This is a genomic window from Galliscardovia ingluviei (genome assembly GCF_014635685.1).
GTDB lineage: Bacteria > Actinomycetota > Actinomycetes > Actinomycetales > Bifidobacteriaceae > Galliscardovia > Galliscardovia ingluviei.
This window is the reverse complement of the sequence record NZ_BMDH01000001.1, coordinates 222,542-241,934: the sequence shown is the minus strand read 5'-3', so window position 1 is coordinate 241,934 and position 19,393 is coordinate 222,542. Positions and strand designations below refer to the sequence as shown.

The following is a 19,393-nucleotide window of genomic DNA, read 5'->3' as shown; positions in this document are numbered from 1 at the left end:
TACTACGATAAACCAAGCCCACAACTAAGCGAGCGTTACCTTTGACTAATCTGCAACTTTATGCCACACCTTCAGCAGGAGGTTCACTTGGTCCTTGTGGCACTGTCAGTGATGAGCTTTCGCCCTTAATAAACTTCAACACTTGAGGCAAATCCTGAGGCTGCACCAATACCTCACGTGCTTTAGAACCCTCAGACGGACCGACAACGCCACGTGATTCAAGCAAATCCATCATACGTCCTGCTTTAGCAAAACCAATACGCAGTTTGCGCTGCAACATGGATACCGATCCGAATTGTGCGCTAACAACCAACTCTGCCGCTTGCAACAACACATCCATATCATCGCCAATATCTTCTGCAGGAGCAACAGATTGAGATTCTGCCTCTTTTGCCATTTGTTCAATATCCTGACGATATTTTGGCTTACGCTGAGTGCGCACAAATTCGACGGCACTACGAATTTCTGATTCAGAAACCCAAGACCCTTGTACACGCCGTGGCTTGGCCTCACCCATCGGCATAAAGAGCGCATCACCCTGACCAATAAGCGACTCTGCACCAGCAGCATCAAGAATAGTTCTTGAATCCGTAGAGGAAGATGTTGCAAACGCTAAGCGAGAAGGAATATTTGCCTTAATCAAACCAGTTACTACATCAACAGAGGGTCGCTGCGTTGCCAAAACTAAATGCACACCTGCAGCTCGAGCTAACTGTGTAATGCGCTGGATAGAACTTTCTACATCATTTTTTGCAACCATCATCAAATCAGCCATCTCATCGACAACCACGAGAATTGATGGATACGGCGCAACAATGCGATTGGAACCGGCAGGAGCATGTACTTTGCCTTCCATAACGGCCTTATTAAAATCTTTCACATTGCGATATTTGAAATACTGCAAATCATCATAGCGCGAATCCATTTCTTTAACTACCCATTCCAATGCTTGGGCAGCTTTTTTTGGATCCGTAATAATTGGCGTAAGCAAATGCGGAATACCAGCATATGCGGAAAGTTCTACACGCTTAGGATCAACCATAATCATACGTACTTGCTCTGGAGTAGCACGCATAATAATAGAAGTCAGCATCGAATTGATAAAGCTGGACTTTCCAGAACCTGTAGCTCCTGCAACAAGCAAATGCGGCATTTTGGTAAGGTCTGCGGTAACAAACTTACCTTCCACATCTTTACCAACTCCAGCAAGCATTGGATTAGGATCATTCAGAGCCACTGGCGAGCGCAACACGTCACCTAAATGAACGATTTCGCGGTCTTTATTTGGAATTTCAATTCCAATAGCAGACTTGCCTGGAATTGGCGAAAGAATACGAACATCAGAACTTGCTACAGCATAGGCAATATTACGCTGCAAGTTAGTTACTTTTTCAACTTTCACGCCGGGACCGAGCTCAATTTCATACTGAGTAACCGAAGGTCCACGTAAGAAACCAACCACTTGTGCATCGACTTTGAACTGTTCAAATGTTTCGCGCAATGCTGCAGTAACTCTGTCATTTTCTGGTGTTCTTACAGCATGAGGCTTACCTTTGGTCAAAATATTGAGGTTCGGCAATTGGTAGCTGGCTGCCAAACTCATATCAGCTACAACCGATTTTGCGCTATCTACTTGGCTGCTTTGGTCTGCATTTTGTGGTTCTGCTACCCCTTGCGCTGTAGCAGTGGCTACATTCGTTGGCGCTGTAGCAGTGGCTACTGGAACCGTACCGGTTGCCGCAGCTACAGCAGGCATAGTTCCAGAGCGCATAGCTCGCGTATCATCATCGTCATCGTCATCAAGCGTTGCCTCAGCAGCTGGCATTGCTGTCGGCAACACATCGGTTACAGACGCGCTACCTGCTGGCACACTCTGTGTAGCATAATGAGCTCCTGCGTCTGTCTCTTGAGCGGCTGAACCCATAGTAGCGGCTCCAGCCATATTTTGCATTTGCTGCGCATATGCAGGAATAGTATCTGTACCATATAATTGTGCTGCAGCAGCAGAGCCAAGAATACGACCAGCATGTGGCGTGGTATCAACTCGTGTTTCTTCACCGTCACCATGAACTTGTGCCGCTTTATCGAATGCTTGATCAGCAGCATAATGATCGAGTTGCTCTGAGGACTCTTCCTGTGTGCGCTTGCCAAATTTTTTGAAGAATCCGGCAAAAGCTTGCTGCATTTTGCCCAATGGCGAACGACGCTGAGAGACAGTATCCCTGTCATCGGTGCCATCATGGCGAGGAACACGTTCTGCGAACTCAAGCGGCTCGTCATCGGCAAAAGCACTGGTTGATTGGCTTGATGCAGATTCACGCTGTGCTGCTTCACGCTCTTGTTTGGCTTGTGCACTTACTTCACGACGCATTTGCGCCTGCTCATTATCGAGTGCTCTTCGCTCAGCAGCACGCACGCGATAATTCGACCACCATGTTGCTATATCAGTCATGGTGATACCAGTGACAAGTAGTAGTGAGAACAACGCAACGAGTACAAAAACAATAATGGCAAAAACAGAAGAAAGTCCCCAAGCAAGTGGAGATCCGACAATAAAACCAAGTAGACCGCCTGCTTGACGCACACGTTCCATATTAAATTGCGTATCATTGCCAATTATTGCGGCATCAGCAATAGAGCATAATGACCAAATCAGTAGCACCCAACCTGCAAAAGCGCGAGGCGTGCTGAATCTACCATGTTGATGCGGAAAAACATGAATAGCCACAGCAAAAAGAATAAGCGGCAACAGCACACTCATCATGCCAAAAAGTGAAGAAGCAAGAATATGCAAGCCCACGCTCAGCGCCCCAGGAACTCTAAACCACTCACTGGCAATACATAATATGGCCATAAGAATAGATGCAAAGCAAATCGCAGTACGTTGCCAATCAGACTGCTGCTCAAAAGAAGTATCATGAGCCGATGTCTGACTACGATTGGTTTGCGAAGAAGTTTTTCTCGATTTACGTTGCTGTGCCATAACGCTTCTCTACTCTACTGCCTACCTATGTGACCTCGTGCTCAACCCACTATAGCGCATTACCAGAAAAACAACTGCGTACGCTTACTCAATCTGTCCTAAATGATGCACTACCGCTTGTGCCTGAGTATCAGCTGCATCAAATTCTCCAGCATCCGCACGCCGAACAATATCCAGCGCATCCTCTAGCAAGGTTTCACTTGTCGCATTCAACCAATGAATACGTGAGTCTCTGCCAAACCAGCCCATTTGCTTACGAGCAAGCCGCTTAGTATGCTGCGCAATAAGATCAAATGCTTCGTCTTGACTTATTTGCCCATCTAAATAGCTAATAATTTCGCTATATCCTAGTGTACGACTTGCAGTCTGTCCCAAACGATCGCGCACACGGCGCACTTCATCGACTAAACCTGCTTCGCGCATAGCACGGGTGCGTTTATCAACAAGCTGATCGAGCAGTGCTCTTGGAATATCTAAACCAATTTGCACACAAGGTACAACATAGCGATATTGCGGCAAATGAGCAGAAAATGCTTCGCCAGTAATCTCAATCACTTCAAGCGCCCGCACTACTCGCCTCATATTTCTCGCATCCATATGTTGTGCAGCTTGAGGATCTTTGCGCTCCAGCTCTTGAAACAGCACGCCTGCACCAACCTCCTGTGCATGCTGCTCAAGTCTAGCGCGAACTTGCGGATCAGTTGGTGGAAATGATATGGCATCAACAGCAGCACGCGCATATAGCCCCGATCCGCCGACAAGAATCGGTCGAATCTGCTGACTATAGAGCGTACTCATACAATCCCGCGCCAACTGTTGAAACCATGCAACGCTCATCGTCTCACTTGGATCGATAATATCGAGCAAATGGTGAGGAACAGCCTGCTGCTCTTGGACACTTGCTTTTGCTGTACCAATATCCATATACCGATACATTTGGTAGGCATCAGCATTGATAATTTCTGCACGCTCCCCAGCTTTTTCAAGTGCTTGAGCCAATGCAATACCCAAACCAGTTTTGCCAGAAGCAGTAGGTCCAACAATAGATACTACACGATGCGAGCGCTTAAACGCATCGTTACTCTCAGCTACTGCGTTTGAGTTTGATCTTGAGCCTAAACCTGAGTTTGCGTTGGCGCCAATATTCGTGCTCACATTTGGATCTGTACTCGCATTCGAATGAGCATCTGCCACATCACTTGTGTCGTACTGCATATACCTGTCCAGCTTGCACATCAGGGTCAGCAATCAGATAATGCTTTGCACCGCGCGTTACCGTACATGTGACCACATCACCAACCTGCGGTAACGCATAGCCTTCAGGTACGCCAATATGAACAAGCACACCTGTACGCTCACGACCAGTCACACGATGCGATTGCTCATCTTTTTTACCAGCATGACCGGTAATCAATACTTCAACGCTTTTACCCTCGAACTCATGCATGCATTGCGCAGTAATCTCCTCTTGCAACGCATGCAACCGGTTAAAGCGATCGCGAATAACCTCCTGAGGCACCTGTTCCATTGCAGCAGCAGGAGTGCCAGGACGTGGCGAGTATTCAAAAATATACGCTGACTGGAATCTTGCCTGACGCACAAGATCCATAGTTTGCTGGAAATCCTCCTCTGTTTCACTAGGAAAGCCCACAATAATATCAGTGGTAATTTGCGCATCCGGCATTGCCTCACGCACCTTGCTTAAGATTTCCATATACTTTTTCGTCCGATATGAGCGTCGCATAGCACGCAATACTTTGTCTGAGCCAGACTGCAGTGGCATATGCAGTTGGTGCATAACATTCGGCGTTTGTGCCATCGCTTCAATAACGTCATCACTAAACGCTGCTGGGTGTGGTGAAGTAAACCGCACGCGCTCCAGTCCTTCAATTTCGCCACAGGCGCGCAGCAATCTTGAAAATGCAGTGCGATCACCATACCCACGACCATACGAGTTCACATTCTGTCCAAGTAAGGTTACTTCTTTAACACCTTGTGCCACGCAAGAGCGAATTTCCGCGAGAATTTCTCCAGGTCTACGGTCGCGCTCACGCCCCCTTGTTGCTGGAACAATACAAAATGTGCAAGTATTGTTGCATCCTACAGAAATAGACACCCAAGCTGATGTATCTGATGCACGCGATACCGGTAACTGGCTAGCAAAACCAGTGCCAGCTGTTCCTGTTGCAACCTGTGCTTGTCCGCTAAGTCGCGCTTCATCAAGCAAATGTGGTAGTGCTCCAATACTTTTTGTACCAAATACAGCATCAACCCACGGTGCACGTTGAGCGATTTTTTCACGGTCAAGTTGTGCCATGCATCCGCCAACAGCAATTTGCATATGCGGATTGCGACGCTTATACTGCGCCCAAAGTCCGAGTGTGCCATACATACGCTCGGCAGCATTTTCGCGCACAGCACAGGTATTAAGCACAATCACATCAACGTCTTTACTCTCGCGTTGCGCTTCAGTTGCCGCACTATATCCGTGATCTTCCAATATGCCTGCAATACGCTCAGAATCATGCACATTCATCTGACAACCAAGCGTATGCACCATATATGTTCCACGTGCAGTGCCTCGAGCATCCCCCTGTACATGTGCCTGTGGGTTACGCTCAACTTGTGTCATCATGTCCTCGTTCATGATTGATAAGTCTAGCGGTTTGCATTGCCAAGCCGAAAACTTGTGTTTTGCCAGTCAACTGCACAGCCGACCAACTGCACAGCATGTAACTCTGGCAACTGGTTATCACTCTCATACGGCATATGCTCTACAATGAGTATGTGATTTTAGAGCATGATTTTACGTTAACTGTTCCTCAGATTCGAGCATCAATTGAACGTATTAGTGCAGTATTGGGCACCACATACTTTTCAGGAGATGAAATTATTCGATATGCCGAACTGATGCAAGTGTATTCAGGAGCAATGCGTGAAGTATCAACCAAACTCGAAAATCTAGATGAAGAATTCCATGTGCGCAATTTCCACAATCCTATTCATCACATGGAATGTCGCTTAAAAAGCATTGAATCGACGATAGACAAGCTCAAGCGTAAACATTTACCTATAAATTGTGATTCTATTGAATATGAATTAACCGATATTGCCGGTATTCGAGTAATTTGCAACTATATTGATGATGTCTACAATGTGGCACAAACCTTGGCTGCGCAATCAGATATAACTGTGCTTCGTACAAAAGACTATATTGCCAAGCCAAAGCCAAATGGTTACCGCAGTTTACATCTGATTGTTCAAGTACCAGTATTTTTATCAACTGGTCCACGCCTGACCGCAGTAGAAGTGCAATTACGCACTATTGCTATGGATTACTGGGCTAGTTTGGAACATCGGTTGCGATACAAGAATGATATTGACGAGTCGCGTAAACTTGCACATGCACAGGAACTGCTTGATTGCGCTCATGATCTTGCTGATATTGAACAGCGCATGCAGCATATTCATCAAGATTTAGGCTAGGCTTGTGCTTTACAGTTTCTCCATGAGCTTTTCAGATATTCACCAGCAATTTCAGGTACGCTAGTGTTAAAGCGATGTGAAGTGAGGAACTATGAATTATAATTCTCGTCCGCAGTCTCCATACGGACAGCCTAACGGTCAGCCACAATACGGGCAATACGCTCAGCAACAGTATGCTCAGCAAGCGCAACCACAATACGGGCAACCAAATACGCAAATGCCATACGGGCAATCATACGGGCAGCAACAATTTAACCAGCAATATGTCAATCCCACTGCGCAAGGCGGTCCAACCGTCATGGATGCAACAGCGGTCAGTAGTAGCGATACTATTTTCCGCGCCACGCAAATTTCCACAGCACGCGCCTATGGAGAAATGACTATTGGTATTGCAATTAGCGCGCTAGTTGCTCTTATGAGCCAAGCTACAGGGTTACTCTATACCATTCTTTCCGCTACTGGTGCATTTGGTTGGATTGGTTTAGCTATTGCACAAGTAGCACTTGCTATTGCTCTTGGCGCCAAAGTAATGAGTATGAATCCAAGCACTGCACGCGTACTGTTTTATGTGTATGCAGCGCTTATGGGCTTGACATTAAGCTCAATTTTTGCTGTCTATAGTCTCGGTAGTATTGTATTGGCATTAGCACTTACTGCAGGATTCTTCCTATGCCTGACTATGCTGGCGCTTACCACAAAAATTGATATGCTTAAAGCTGGTCCTATCTTGCTGACTGCGCTGATTGTGTTTGTTGTGGCACAAGTTATTTTGATGTTTGTAGCCCCTGGCGCTTTGGGTACGATGCTCTTTACTGGTATCGGTATTCTGCTCTTTGCAGGTCTTACCGCCTATGATGCACAAAGCACTCGTGCATTATTCCAGCAATATGCAGGTGATACTACGATGATGAAGCGCGTATCTATCCTATGCGCATTAAATCTCTATCTTGATTTTATTAACATGTTTATGTATGTGCTGCGCTTAGTTGGTAGCGAACGCTAAACTGCTTATTTCAAAGCAGCACTGCTAAACAGCATGTGATACTCATCGCCACAAGCTCCTTGCAAATTTGCAGGGAGCTTTTGCATATCGTATATATACAAAACACCCCGTTACCCATTACTTATTCAGTAACAGATAACGAGGTGCCTCATTATCTATAGCATTATCATGGCAAGTATTACTTCATCAAATTACGTAATACATACTGCAAAATGCCGCCATGGCGATAGTACTCAGCTTCACCCGGCGTATCAATACGTACTACTGCGTCAAAATTCACCGTTGAACCATCACCACGCGTAGCACGAACAGCCACCGTTTGCGGAATATCACCAGTATTGAGCGCAGTAATGCCTTCAATATCAAAGACTTCAGTACCATTCAAGCCAAGACTTGCAGCACTTTCACCTTCTGGCAATTGCAAAGGAAGCACACCCATACCGATTAAATTCGATCGATGAATACGCTCAAAACTCTGCGCAAGTACTGCACGAACACCAAGCATCAGCGTACCCTTAGCCGCCCAATCGCGCGAAGAGCCAGTACCGTATTCTTTACCAGCCAGCACCACTAAAGGAATGCCAGCATTACGATAATCTTGCGCAGCATCAAAAATAGTAGAGCGCTCACCAGTAATAAAATTATAGGTGTATCCGCCTGCAACCACTTCTTGCCCCACGGAGGCTAATAGTTGATTGCGCAGGCGAATATTGGCGAATGTGCCACGCACCATAATCTCATGATTACCACGGCGTGAACCATAGGAATTAAAGTCACGCTGTGCTACCCCACGCTCAGTTAAATACTGACCGGCAGGACTTGATGCCGCAAACGCACCAGCAGGAGAAATATGATCAGTGGTAACAGAATCTGCCAATAATGCGAGTACTCGCGCATCATGAATATCCGTTACTGGATCAGGCTGGGCACTCATGCCATCGAAGAATGTTTGCTTGCGCACATATGTAGAATCAGCATCCCAAGCGAATCGCTCACCTTGAGGCACATCAAGCGCACGCCAATGCTCATCACCGTCAAAAACAGAAGCATAATCATTAACAAACATATCCTGGCTAACCGTATCAGCAACAATACGGTCGATTTCTTCATTAGAAGGCCAAATATCGCGCAAATACACGTCATTGCCATCCTGATCGGTACCAAGTGGCTGGTTTTCAAAATCAAAATCCATAGTGCCAGCCAAAGCGTACGCAATAACTAAAGGAGGCGATGCCAGATAGTTCATCTTCACATCTGGAGAAATTCGACCTTCAAAATTGCGATTACCTGACAATACTGCGGTAACAGCTAAATCGTGCTCGTTAATCGCTTGAGAAATCTCTGGCAGCAATGGTCCTGAATTACCAATGCACGTAGTACATCCAAAGCCAACCAACTCATAGCCTAATGCATCAAGATCATCTTGCAACCCTGCCTTGCGCAAATAGTCAGCAACTACTTGTGAACCAGGCGCCAAAGAAGTTTTTACCCATGGCTTAGGTTTCAAGCCCTTTGCAACAGCATTACGTGCTAATAATCCAGCTGCCATCATCACCGATGGATTAGAAGTATTAGTACAGCTGGTAATAGAAGCAATAGCAACATTGCCGTTTTCTAAAGCAAAATCGCCCCTAAAATCAGTAGAAACCTCCACAGGCTGCTTATCAGTGGCATCCGTGAGATAGTCCGGCAAAGTTTGCTCAAACGTATGCTTCGCATCACTCAGTACAATGCGGTCTTGCGGGCGCTTAGGACCAGCAATAGAAGGCACTACTGTAGATAGATCAAGTTCCAAATACTCACTATATTGAGGCTCAACATAATCTGGAGCAGCAGTATCATGCCATAACTTATTAGCTTTAGCATAGGCTTCAACTAGCGCTACCTGCTGTTCGCTACGACCAGTTAAACGCAAATAGTCAAGCGTTACTTCATCAATTGGGAAAATAGCGCATGTTGAACCAAACTCAGGGCTCATATTACCAATGGTGGCACGGTTCGCCAGTGGCACTGAAGCTACGCCATCTCCGTAGAATTCTACGAACTTGCCAACCACACCATGCTTACGCAGCATATCAGTAATAGTTAATACCACATCAGTAGCAGTAACCCCTTGTGGAATACTGCCCTTAAGTTTAAAACCTACTACCCGCGGCACTAGCATAGAAATAGGCTGCCCCAGCATTGCTGCCTCAGCTTCAATACCGCCGACGCCCCAGCCGAGCACACCTAAACCATTAACCATAGTGGTATGAGAATCAGTGCCCACGCAAGAATCCAAATATGCGAGCTCATGCTGGCGCTGCTCTTGGGCTTTATGCATCACCACACTTGCTAAATACTCAATATTAACCTGGTGGATAATACCCGTTCCAGGAGGCACTACACGGAAATTCTTAAACGCTTGCTGTCCCCAGCGCAAGAAACGATAACGTTCACCATTGCGCTCATACTCTTTATCCATATTGGCTGCAACAGCACCTGGCACGCCATAGGTATCGATTTGTACAGAGTGATCAATAACCAAATCAGCTGGTACTTGCGGATTAATAACCTCTGGGTCACCACCAAGATCACTGACCGCATCACGCATAGTCGCTAAATCCACTACACATGGCACACCAGTAAAATCCTGCATTACCACGCGCGATGGCGTGAATTGAATTTCGTGGCTTGGCATATCCTGTGGATTCCAATCCAAGAGCGCATGCACATGCTGGTCTGTAATATTTGCGCCATCAATATTGCGAATAAGGTTCTCTACAAGAACTTTAAGCGCATATGGTAAATGTTGAATTTGCTCAAATTGCGCAATATCAACATAGTCATAGGTTTGTTCACCAATATGCAGCGTGGCTAATGAAGAATCGAGTAGGCTCATCTTGCCTCCTGTCTGCGAAAGCGCATCAGAAATTGGACACTACCAAGGTATAGCGTATTTATATTTCTAGCGTGTTTTCACTTAGTATGAGACAATCCGCCCAATTTGTGGAATACCCACATGCATAACGCAAAAATTCCGAATGCGCACCCCGTACATGCTATAGCCACCCACATTGCAGAACCTGTTGGAGGAATAAAAGCAAAGAACCTGGCAATAAACGGAATACACACGCCAATTACTCCAGCAAGCGCAAATGCGAGAACCAGCCAACCTCGCCAAGAACGCAACGGTCGTGCCACTCGTGCTAATACGAGCACACCAAGAGCAAATAAAATTATGGCACATAGCGAGCGCAACTGTGCTAAATCACCTGCAGTAAAGACATCAAGACCAAGTACCTGTGGCACAATTAGCGTTGTAAGTACAATGCTTATAGCAATCGCTATACCTCCCGGGAGTGCAAAGCGAATAACTCTCCCCAAGAATCCTGGGATGTAACGCCTTGTATTTGGAGCAAGTGCCAGAATAAATGCAGGCATGCCGATGGTTAATGCGCCAACATAGGTAATATGCCGTGGTAAGTACGGAAATGGTAATTGCAGCAATACCATAGCTAAGGAAATCAGCGCAGAATACACGGTTTTTACTAAGAATAGGCTTGCCACGCGTTCCATATTGGCCATCACTTGCCTGCCTCGTGCAACAACATCAGGCATATGTGAGAACAGTGAATCGACAAGCACAACTTGTGCCACGGCTTTGGTGGCGGGCGCAGCATTGCCCATAGCAATACCTAGGTCAGCCTCTTTTAATGCCAATGCGTCATTAACGCCATCGCCGGTCATTGCAACAACCGATCCTCGCGAATGTAAGGCTTGCACTATAGCGCGTTTTTGTTCAGGCAGCACACGCCCTAACACATCAACATGTTCTAATACTTCAGCAAGTGCCTCAATATTTTGGACATCTGGAAGTTCTCGCGCATCCATGGCAATGGGTTCACGCTCACCTGTTAAAGCAACTTTTCGAGCAATGGCTGCTACTGTACGTGGATTATCACCAGAAATAACACGGCATCGCACACCTTGCTCTCTAAACCATGCAAGCGTGTCTTTGGCATCTTCACGAATACGCTCTGCACATGTTACCAGCGCAATAGGCGTGATCTGCGCAGGTAATGATGGCTGATCTACGAATGCATCTATTGTATGGCGCATCGCATTATCTTGAGTAGCATTATTTTGTGAAGTATCTTGCGCTGCATCCTGCTGCTGTTGGTGCTGATTGAGCTGTTGCAATGGCACTGCTGCAAGAATAAGCACACGTGAACCTGCATCGGCAAGACTACCAACTTGTGCTAATAGTGCTTGATATCGCTCAGCCTCCTGTGCAAGCACAACTTCAGGAGCTCCCATAATCCATAGCACGGGACTCTTTGGCTCGTTTTGCATAACTGCATCGGTAATAATCGCACTCCACTTTCGCGCAGAAGAAAATGGAATTCGAGCCAATGGTTCGCGCCCCGCATAGCCTTGCTCACGGAGCGAAGCGAGTAGCGCTTGCGCTGTACTATTGGGCTGCCCCTCATTACTGATATCAAATAATACTTGGTAAACTTGGCTTGCACTATAGGTACTAAAAGCACTATGTTCACTATTTTGTTGTGCACCATGTTTTGAAAGTTCGGTTGCATTAAGCGATACATCGTCAAGCAGTGTCACACGTTCTAATGCAATACCACCATCCGTAAGCGTACCTGTTTTATCAAGATTCAGCGCATCTACACGCGCGAGCGTTTCTACTGCTTCTAATTCTTGAACCAGCGTATTATGACGGGCAAGACGCATGGCAGCAACAGCAAAATTAAGTGATGTCAGTAAAACCAGACCTTCTGGAATCATTCCAACGACACCAGCAACCGAAGAGACTACTGCCTGCTTCCAAGCGCCAGTTTGTATGGCAATATCCCAACCGCCAACCGTACGAATCTGTGTCCATACCAGCAACGCGCATAATGGAACCACTACTACCGTCATCCACTTTAAGATGGTATTGATTCCGGTTACCAGATCAGAATGTGTACGCTGATATACCTTTGCTTGTGCAGTAAGTTTTGCTGCATAACTATGCTCTCCAACCGCATGAACTGTACCTATAGCTAATCCAGACACTGCTGTTGAACCGGAGTGAGCAATATCTCCTACACCTTTACGAATAGTATTTGATTCACCAGTGAGCATGGATTCATCCAGCTCTAACCCCCAGGTTTGTTCAATGCGCGTATCAGCTGGAACCTGCTGCCCTGCACGAATCCACAGAGTATCGCCAAGTACGATATCTTCACTGGCAACTTCGATATCATGACCATCCCGTCGCACAGTATATTGTGCAGCCACTAAAATAGCGAGTTTATCCAGAGTGCGCTTGGCTTTAAGCTCAGTAATAATGCCAATTCCCGTGTTGATAATAATAACGAATCCAAATACGGAGTCTTTCCACTGACCGGTCAGTAGTACTAGCACCATCGCAGTGAGCACAATGCCATTAAATAAGGTGAATACATTCGCTGTAATAATTTGCCCGAGTGTGCGCGTGGAACGATTTTGCACAATATTGCTTTGACCTGCTCGTACTTTTTCTTGTACTTGCGCCGAGGTGAGACCAATTGTGGCTACTTGTGGCAACGATTGTTCTGTGTCCATGGCACCCCCATGCCTTAACCGCATATCAACTACATGTAGTCTACATGAATATCGGGTTTGTAGTATGAGGTTAGGTGAAGCTTCGTGAAATACTTACCGAATACTTCTTTGCCTTTACCAGCATTACTTGACTGCACTTGTACGCATAGCCTTTATTCGCTTAACCAAGCAGTATCTAAGGTAAGTGTTCGAGCATGAGGCTCGTTATTGATTACATCGGCAATGGTCTGTGCAAGTTGTGTTTTTGCTTGGTCAGCAGTAGTTGACTGGTGACTTTCCTGCCATACAATCCTTGCAGCATAGAGTTTATTTGCAATGTATTGATCTATTTCTTCACCCTTTTGCGCATACTCTTCATGCAAAATAACTGGAATCCCAGCAGCGCGGGCTTTTGCTAAAGTATCATCCCAACCTTGAGCACTATCGTATGCAAGAATAATAGCGCTTACTCCTCGAGTTATAGCATCTTGTACAAGCCGCTGCTGACCGCCAGCATCACCATGCGATTGCATGACAATAGCTTTCATATCCTGAATGTTGACGGCAGATTCAATGAATGCACTGCGCCGATCAGTATCTTGGTGTTCGCTTGAGTGCGCAATAATCGCAACTTGCATATCACTAAAATCAACACCATCATGTGCAGGATATGGCTCAAGATGCGGTGTATCTCCAATTGCAGACTCTTGTGCAACTTTCGGCCAAAGCTGTTCTTGACTGCAGCCACCAACACCAATAAGCAAGCATACACTGAGAGCACCTGCTATTACACGGCATATAGTGATATGCAAATGATGCACTATTTTCATGCTCTATCCTCAAACTCCATATTGTACATACAGCAGTTGCATATACTTCAGTTTTGACCTATTACCCTTACTTAGTCGCATCTTAGTCGGTAGGTATGTAACACCGGATAAAATCGGAAAAGCTTCCTGTAATACTCTATAACGCTGATACCGACTATTGGATTTGTCCGAAAACGTCATCACGATATATCCTTCAACAGCTCCTTTTGGTGCAGCTACGCCCTTTTGCAGAAGTACAAGGACTGGCCGGTCTTTATTGCCAATGTCCCTGGCATTATCTTCGGCCTGATCACTTTTGTAACCGCCTTGCACTAAGCCGTCTTCATCTTTCTTTTTCGATAGTAAAAAAATCTCCTCCTAGTAATCTAGAGGGAGATTTTTCTTGTCTATTACAAGTCCAGCAGACCATCTTCATCAAGGATTTTCACCTGTTTGCCTGTCCTTTTCAGATAGCCCATTTTTTCGAGGAGTTTGAATTTGCGGGAGAGGGTTTCGGGAGTAGTTCCCAAGTAGAAGGCGATATCTTTCATCTTCATGGACAGCTGGACCTGGTCGCTTCCAGCCACTTTAGCCAAGTCGAGCAGGTAGCTGGCCAGCCTTTCTTCGACCCGCTCCATGGCCAGGAACTGGGTCTGCCTTTCCGTGGCCAGCAGCTTCTGGGTGCTTAGTTCCAGCAGTTTGAGGGAGAGCTGGGGATTTTCTAGGAGGACCCGGTTGAAGTCGGCCTTGCTCAAGCTGCAGATTTCCGTATTCTCCATGGCCTGGCCGAAGAAGCTGTCGTTTTCCAGGCCAAAAAGCTGCTTTTCCCCTTCATAGTCACCCGGCTGGGCAACCCGGAGCAGCTGCTCACGGCCGCTGGAGGTCAGCTGGTAAACCTTCATGTTTCCCCGGGCCACGATTTGCAGCTTTTCATCCCCTGGCTGAAAAATCGTCTCACCTTTTTGATACCGCCGGTGGATGGCCAGGGAATTGATCTTAAGCTGGTCTTTTTCTGGCAGGTCCATGAATAAGGGAACCAGGCTGACACACGTATGCTGCACTTTGCTCTCCTCTGCTGGTAAAAATTAGCCCAAGACCAAGTGGTCGAATTCTTCCAGGGTCTGATAGGTCTTAGTCATCGCACCGCAGGCGTCGGCCGGAATGGCGTAATCCGCGGTCAAGGACCGCAGCTTGCTGAAGTCGGCAGTCAAGTCTTCCTGGCCTGCTTTCACCTTCTTTTGGATGTCTTCATAAACCTTGCGGACTTCAAAAACTTCCGGGTGGTGGGAGCCGTGGGCCTTGGTAATTGCCTTCGTATATAAGTCTAACATTTCATCGTTCTTGGTAAAAAATTCCTTGATCATCATTTTTCTCCTTTTTCTTGATTAGTCGTTTTTCTTTTTTGCTTTTCTCTTATTTAGCGCTGGCCTTCAAGACGTCATAGCCGATATTCTTCACGGCTTGAGTGATCGTGTCCACATTGGTTTTTTCCGGGTCGAAGTTGGCCTTGGCCTTGCTTGCGTTGAAGAGGACCTTGACGCTGGTCTTTTCAACCCCGTCGACATCGGCGATCGCCCCTGCGATCTTCTGCATGCAGGTCGGGCAGGCCAATGTTTCAAGTTGTAAAATTGCTTTTTGCATGATTTCTTGTCCTTTTTCTATTGGATGCTTTCGATGCCCTTAGTATACGGGCCTGCTGCTTGCGAAACATTGTTTTCTATCAAGTTTCGCTATTTTTGTAATTTTGACCGGTAGGCCAGAAGGCGCATGGCGTTTAAGATTACAACGAGGATACTGCCTTCGTGGACAAACATCCCGATGGCCATGTTCATCCATGAGCTGGCTAACACGCTGACCAGCAGGACGGCTACGACAGCCAGGGCGATGGTGATGTTCTCAATCATGTTCCGCCGGGTGGCCTTAGCTAGGGCCAGGGACCGCGGAATCCGGTCAAAGCTGCCGTTCATGAGGACCACGTTTGAAGTCTCAATTGCCACGTCAGTCCCGCTGCCCATGGCAATCCCGATATCTGCACGGGCCAGTGACGGACTGTCGTTGATCCCGTCGCCGACAAAGGCCACGATTTCACCGGCTGCCTGCCGCTTTTTGACAAATTCGGCCTTGTCTTCTGGCAAAAGCTGACCATATGCCTCAGTGAGGCCCAGTTCTTCCGCTACTAGGTCAACCGTCTTCTGGTTGTCCCCGGACAAGAGGAGCAGGTTCTTAACGCCCAGCTTCTTTAAAGCAGCCAGGTCTTCCTTGACCCCGGCCCGGATCTCATCCTTTAAGCCTAAAGCAAGTTCCAGCTGTCTGTTAACAGCCACCAGAACCAGGGAATTACCAGCACTTGCCAGCTCTTCCATGTCCCTTTTCATTTCTTTTGTGACTGGGACATGGTACTGGTCAAGCAGGTAGCGGTTGCCGACCAGGACCTGCTGGCCAGCTACTTGAGCAACGATCCCGCCGCCCTGGAGGACCTGGGAAGCTTCAACTTCTTTAGCTTCTAGGTCTTCATAGTAGCCAGTGATAGCTTTCGCCAAAGGGTGGGCAGATTCTTTTTCCACGCTGACCAAAAGCTGTTCAGCCAGCTGTCCCTGGCCGTACTTTTTCACCTGGCTGACCCGGGGGTCGCCGTAAGTCAAGGTCCCGGTCTTGTCGAACATGATCGTGTCGACCTTGCTGAACTTGGTTATGACTTCACTGCCTTTAAAAAGGATCCCCTGCTTGGCCCCGTTCCCGATCCCGGCCACGTTGGAGACCGGAACCCCGATAACCAAGGCGCCTGGGCAGCCGAGAACCAGGATGGTTACAGCCAGTTCCAGGTCTTGGCTGATAATGCCAACAATAATGGCCAGGAGCAGGACGACTGGGGTGTAGTACTTGGAGAAGCGGTCAATGAGACGCTCAGCCTGGGACTTGGAGTCCTGGGCTTCTTCGACCAGTTCGATGATCTTGCCAAAAGTCGTTTCATCCCCGACTTTTTCCGCCTTGATCCGGATGGTCCCGTTTTCCAAAATAGTACCGGCATAGACCGGGTCACCGGGCTTTTTGCCTAAAGGCATGGACTCACCGGTAATGCTGGCTTCGTTGGCCGTCCCGGAACCGGAGACGACTTCCCCGTCAACCGGGATCTTGCCGCCGGTCTTGACCAAAAGGATGTCCCCTTCGTCCAGGTCGTCTAAGTCAACTTCTTCAAAGTCGCCGTCTTCAGTTTGCCGAAGGGCGGTTTCTGGCACCATCTCCACCAGTTCCTTGATGGCTGACCGGGTCTTGGCCAGAGTTTTTTGTTCAAGGTAAGCCCCAAACAAGAAGAGGAAGGCCACGATGGCGGATTCTTCGAATTCCTGGATGATGAAGGCACCTAAGATGGCCAGGGTCACCAGCAAGTCGATACTGATGACTTTGACTTTCAGGGCCTGCCAAGCGGATGCGGCGATCGGGAAGCCGCCGATGAGGGAGGCGGCCAGGAGCAGGCCAGACTCTGCTGTTTCACTTTTAAATAACCATTTTGCGGCAAAGGCCAGGATGATTAAGATGCCCGTAGCGGCCGTCAGCCGGTTGCGATTTTTCATTAACCATTTTTGCATTGATCTTTTGACCTCCTTGCTTTGAGGCTTTTAATATACCGGGAAAACATGTTTCCCCAAATGATTTCTATCAAGATCGGGATTTTTGCAAAAATTTTTTTTACGAAAATAGCCACCCAGGGGAATTTGATCCTCTGAATGGCTTAGTTTCAGTCGGCGCAATACTTGGTCAGATTCTTCCCGATTTTGCACGAAAGCGCAAATAATGGGACAAAAAAGTCCCTTCACGCTTAAACATGAAGGGACTCTTCTTTATCTTAGTCGGTAACTTAGTCGCTTATCTTGGTCAGTCGACCGACTAAGTTATTCTTTCGTCAGCACGGCCACCGTCTCAACATGGCATGATACAAGCACCTGAATGTCTGGATTCCGTACACATTTCCGTCCGTTCGCGGGAACTGCTCAAAGCCAAAAACGGCGCTTTTACAGGTGCTCTCCGTTTGAGGGAACTGGTCCACATGCTTTTTTACCTATAATACGGCGGGCTGGAGGGAGGCCATCGTCTCAACATGCCCTCCCCTGCCCAATCGGTTTATGATCAAGGTCTAGGCCCAGTATGCCGTCAACTTGGGATCCGGTGGATCACCGTTCACGACGACCACCTTGCCGTCCGGTTCAAATCAGGGCAAAGCATGTCATCAAAGCACTTGGGTGAACCCGTTGAGAGGTGGTGTCTGGAATTTGAGAGCATATGACGTGAAATGTCCCATTTGCTGCAAAATCAATCAAGGAAAGGCCATTGTCATGAAAAATAGGCTGCGTTGTTGATATCTTTTCAACAGCGCAGCCTTGTTCCTGCCATTATTCGTAGATTATTCTAATGTAATCGCAACATCTCCGATACCAAGCATCTCTCTCATTTCCTGCTGCGACAGATCAACATGTCCCAGCCTGGTATAGGCCCAGGAATTGGAACCGTAGAAGATCACGATCTGATTTCCGGAGTAAAGAACGATATCTCCATAGCTTGTTTCGGTCTGTACATCATTCCGCACGATGCTCTACCCAATCGAACCGACCTGCTCAAAGCCGCCGTACATCGACATCTGAATTGTAACAGGGCTTAATTCCTTCAGCTCCTCTACAGACGCATTGTTTTCCCAAGTTACGGGAACCTCTATTTCACCGATCAATAATCGCATGGTATCCTCTGCTTTCTGCTTTTCTTCATCGGACGGTTCTACCGGTATCACACTCTCTATTTGGGAAGATATCGTTTGAGGCTCCGTAGAGATACTCTTTTGCGCCGCACATCCCGAAAGGACGAGCAATATAGAAGCCATCAGAATAGCCGGTTTTCTCAATGCAGCTTACCTCCTGTAGAGTTCTTCTAGAGACAACTGGAATGTGGCCTGTTGGGGAAGCATCTGGATCAACTGATTGCCTTCCTCCGTTAGATGGAGCCACAATCACCTGCGATAGGACGCCGACTGTTCTTCACCGCCGTAGAGGATCGCAAACCAGCCGCCGGACAAGTTGATATCCGTTTTCCCAGCCATTCTGCATTTCTCTCTCATCCCATGATTTTCATTTCAGATATTCCTCAAAGAAGCTCTGCAGCTTCTCAAAGGGGATCGCATCCTTACCGCCACCGTCATAGAGGTCCGTATGAACTGCATCCGGAATGATCATCAGTTCCTTGTTGTCCGTGTATTTACTGTCCTTTACCATGTTGGCGTAGGCATCCCGGCTGAAATAACAGGAGTGTGCCTTCTCTCCGTGAACGATCAGGACAGCGGAGCGAATTTCATTGCTGTACTGAAGGATTGGCTGATTTAGTAAAGACTCGCAGCCGACGACATTCCACCCTCCATTGGAGTTCAAGGAACGCACGCATCCGCGACTTGCCGCTGCGGCACCGGGGCCTGTCCCTGGTGCGGCGGATCAAGGCGATCTACCGGGAAGCCCAGGAACACAGCCCGCTGGGTGCATGGCAGACGACCGTGATCCCGATGCGATA

13 protein-coding genes and 1 pseudogene are annotated in these 19,393 nt (G+C 47.4%); 2 read left to right on the top strand and 12 right to left on the bottom strand.

What is annotated here, in order from left to right; all coding sequences use genetic code 11:
• Nucleotides 1-58: 58 nt before the first annotated feature.
• From IEU85_RS01035 to miaB, 3 genes are all read right to left on the bottom strand, one after another.
• A complete protein-coding gene (locus tag IEU85_RS01035) occupies nucleotides 59-2,983 on the bottom strand; it encodes an FtsK/SpoIIIE family DNA translocase (protein ID WP_188354396.1) in 2,925 nt (974 codons plus the stop codon).
• A gap of 84 nt (nucleotides 2,984-3,067) precedes the next feature.
• Nucleotides 3,068-4,198 carry a tRNA (adenosine(37)-N6)-dimethylallyltransferase MiaA gene (gene miaA, locus IEU85_RS01030; protein WP_188354395.1) on the bottom strand — a complete coding sequence of 377 codons (1,131 nt, stop codon included), beginning with the start codon at nucleotides 4,196-4,198 and terminating at the stop codon, nucleotides 3,068-3,070.
• Nucleotides 4,179-5,630 (bottom strand): tRNA (N6-isopentenyl adenosine(37)-C2)-methylthiotransferase MiaB, encoded by a 1,452-nt coding sequence (gene miaB / locus IEU85_RS01025; protein ID WP_188354394.1) that lies wholly within the window; start codon nucleotides 5,628-5,630, stop codon nucleotides 4,179-4,181. The genes miaA and miaB overlap by 20 nt, the downstream gene beginning before the upstream one ends.
• A 140-nt stretch (nucleotides 5,631-5,770) precedes the next feature.
• On the opposite strand from miaB, the gene IEU85_RS01020 reads away from it, so the two are divergent.
• Together IEU85_RS01020 and IEU85_RS01015 are read left to right on the top strand one after the other, a co-directional pair.
• Complete coding sequence (locus IEU85_RS01020; RefSeq protein ID WP_371866594.1) at nucleotides 5,771-6,469, top strand: GTP pyrophosphokinase; 699 nt, start codon at nucleotides 5,771-5,773, stop codon at nucleotides 6,467-6,469.
• Nucleotides 6,470-6,560: 91 nt separating this feature from the next.
• Entirely contained in the window at nucleotides 6,561-7,472 is a 912-nt protein-coding gene (locus IEU85_RS01015; protein WP_371866593.1) for a Bax inhibitor-1/YccA family protein, read from the top strand.
• Between the two features lie 178 nt (nucleotides 7,473-7,650).
• Here the strand turns inward: IEU85_RS01015 and acnA are convergent, their stop codons facing one another.
• The 9 genes and pseudogenes from acnA to IEU85_RS00970 form a co-directional block, all read right to left on the bottom strand.
• Nucleotides 7,651-10,353 carry an aconitate hydratase AcnA gene (gene acnA / locus IEU85_RS01010; RefSeq protein WP_188354392.1) on the bottom strand — a complete coding sequence of 901 codons (2,703 nt, stop codon included), beginning with the start codon at nucleotides 10,351-10,353 and terminating at the stop codon, nucleotides 7,651-7,653.
• A 77-nt stretch (nucleotides 10,354-10,430) separates the two neighbouring features.
• Nucleotides 10,431-13,058, bottom strand: coding sequence for an HAD-IC family P-type ATPase (locus IEU85_RS01005; RefSeq protein ID WP_229714668.1), 2,628 nt, complete (start codon nucleotides 13,056-13,058; stop codon nucleotides 10,431-10,433).
• A gap of 152 nt (nucleotides 13,059-13,210) precedes the next feature.
• Nucleotides 13,211-13,867, bottom strand: coding sequence for a substrate-binding domain-containing protein (locus tag IEU85_RS01000; RefSeq protein ID WP_188354390.1), 657 nt, complete (start codon nucleotides 13,865-13,867; stop codon nucleotides 13,211-13,213).
• A 389-nt stretch (nucleotides 13,868-14,256) separates the two neighbouring features.
• Nucleotides 14,257-14,907 carry a Crp/Fnr family transcriptional regulator gene (locus tag IEU85_RS00995; protein WP_188354389.1) on the bottom strand — a complete coding sequence of 217 codons (651 nt, stop codon included), beginning with the start codon at nucleotides 14,905-14,907 and terminating at the stop codon, nucleotides 14,257-14,259.
• A gap of 24 nt (nucleotides 14,908-14,931) precedes the next feature.
• Nucleotides 14,932-15,213 carry an iron-sulfur cluster repair di-iron protein, ric gene (locus IEU85_RS00990; protein ID WP_188354388.1) on the bottom strand — a complete coding sequence of 94 codons (282 nt, stop codon included), beginning with the start codon at nucleotides 15,211-15,213 and terminating at the stop codon, nucleotides 14,932-14,934.
• A 46-nt stretch (nucleotides 15,214-15,259) separates the two neighbouring features.
• Nucleotides 15,260-15,487, bottom strand: a complete 228-nt coding sequence (locus IEU85_RS00985; protein WP_188354387.1) for a heavy-metal-associated domain-containing protein — start codon at nucleotides 15,485-15,487, stop codon at nucleotides 15,260-15,262.
• Between the two features lie 89 nt (nucleotides 15,488-15,576).
• A complete protein-coding gene (locus IEU85_RS00980) occupies nucleotides 15,577-17,433 on the bottom strand; it encodes a heavy metal translocating P-type ATPase (protein ID WP_188354386.1) in 1,857 nt (618 codons plus the stop codon).
• Between the two features lie 812 nt (nucleotides 17,434-18,245).
• Nucleotides 18,246-18,716 (bottom strand): annotated as a pseudogene (locus tag IEU85_RS00975) (cyclophilin-like fold protein).
• 244 nt (nucleotides 18,717-18,960) lie between these two features.
• Nucleotides 18,961-19,257, bottom strand: coding sequence for an alpha/beta hydrolase (locus IEU85_RS00970; protein WP_229714750.1), 297 nt, complete (start codon nucleotides 19,255-19,257; stop codon nucleotides 18,961-18,963).
• Between the last annotated feature and the right edge of the window lie 136 nt (nucleotides 19,258-19,393).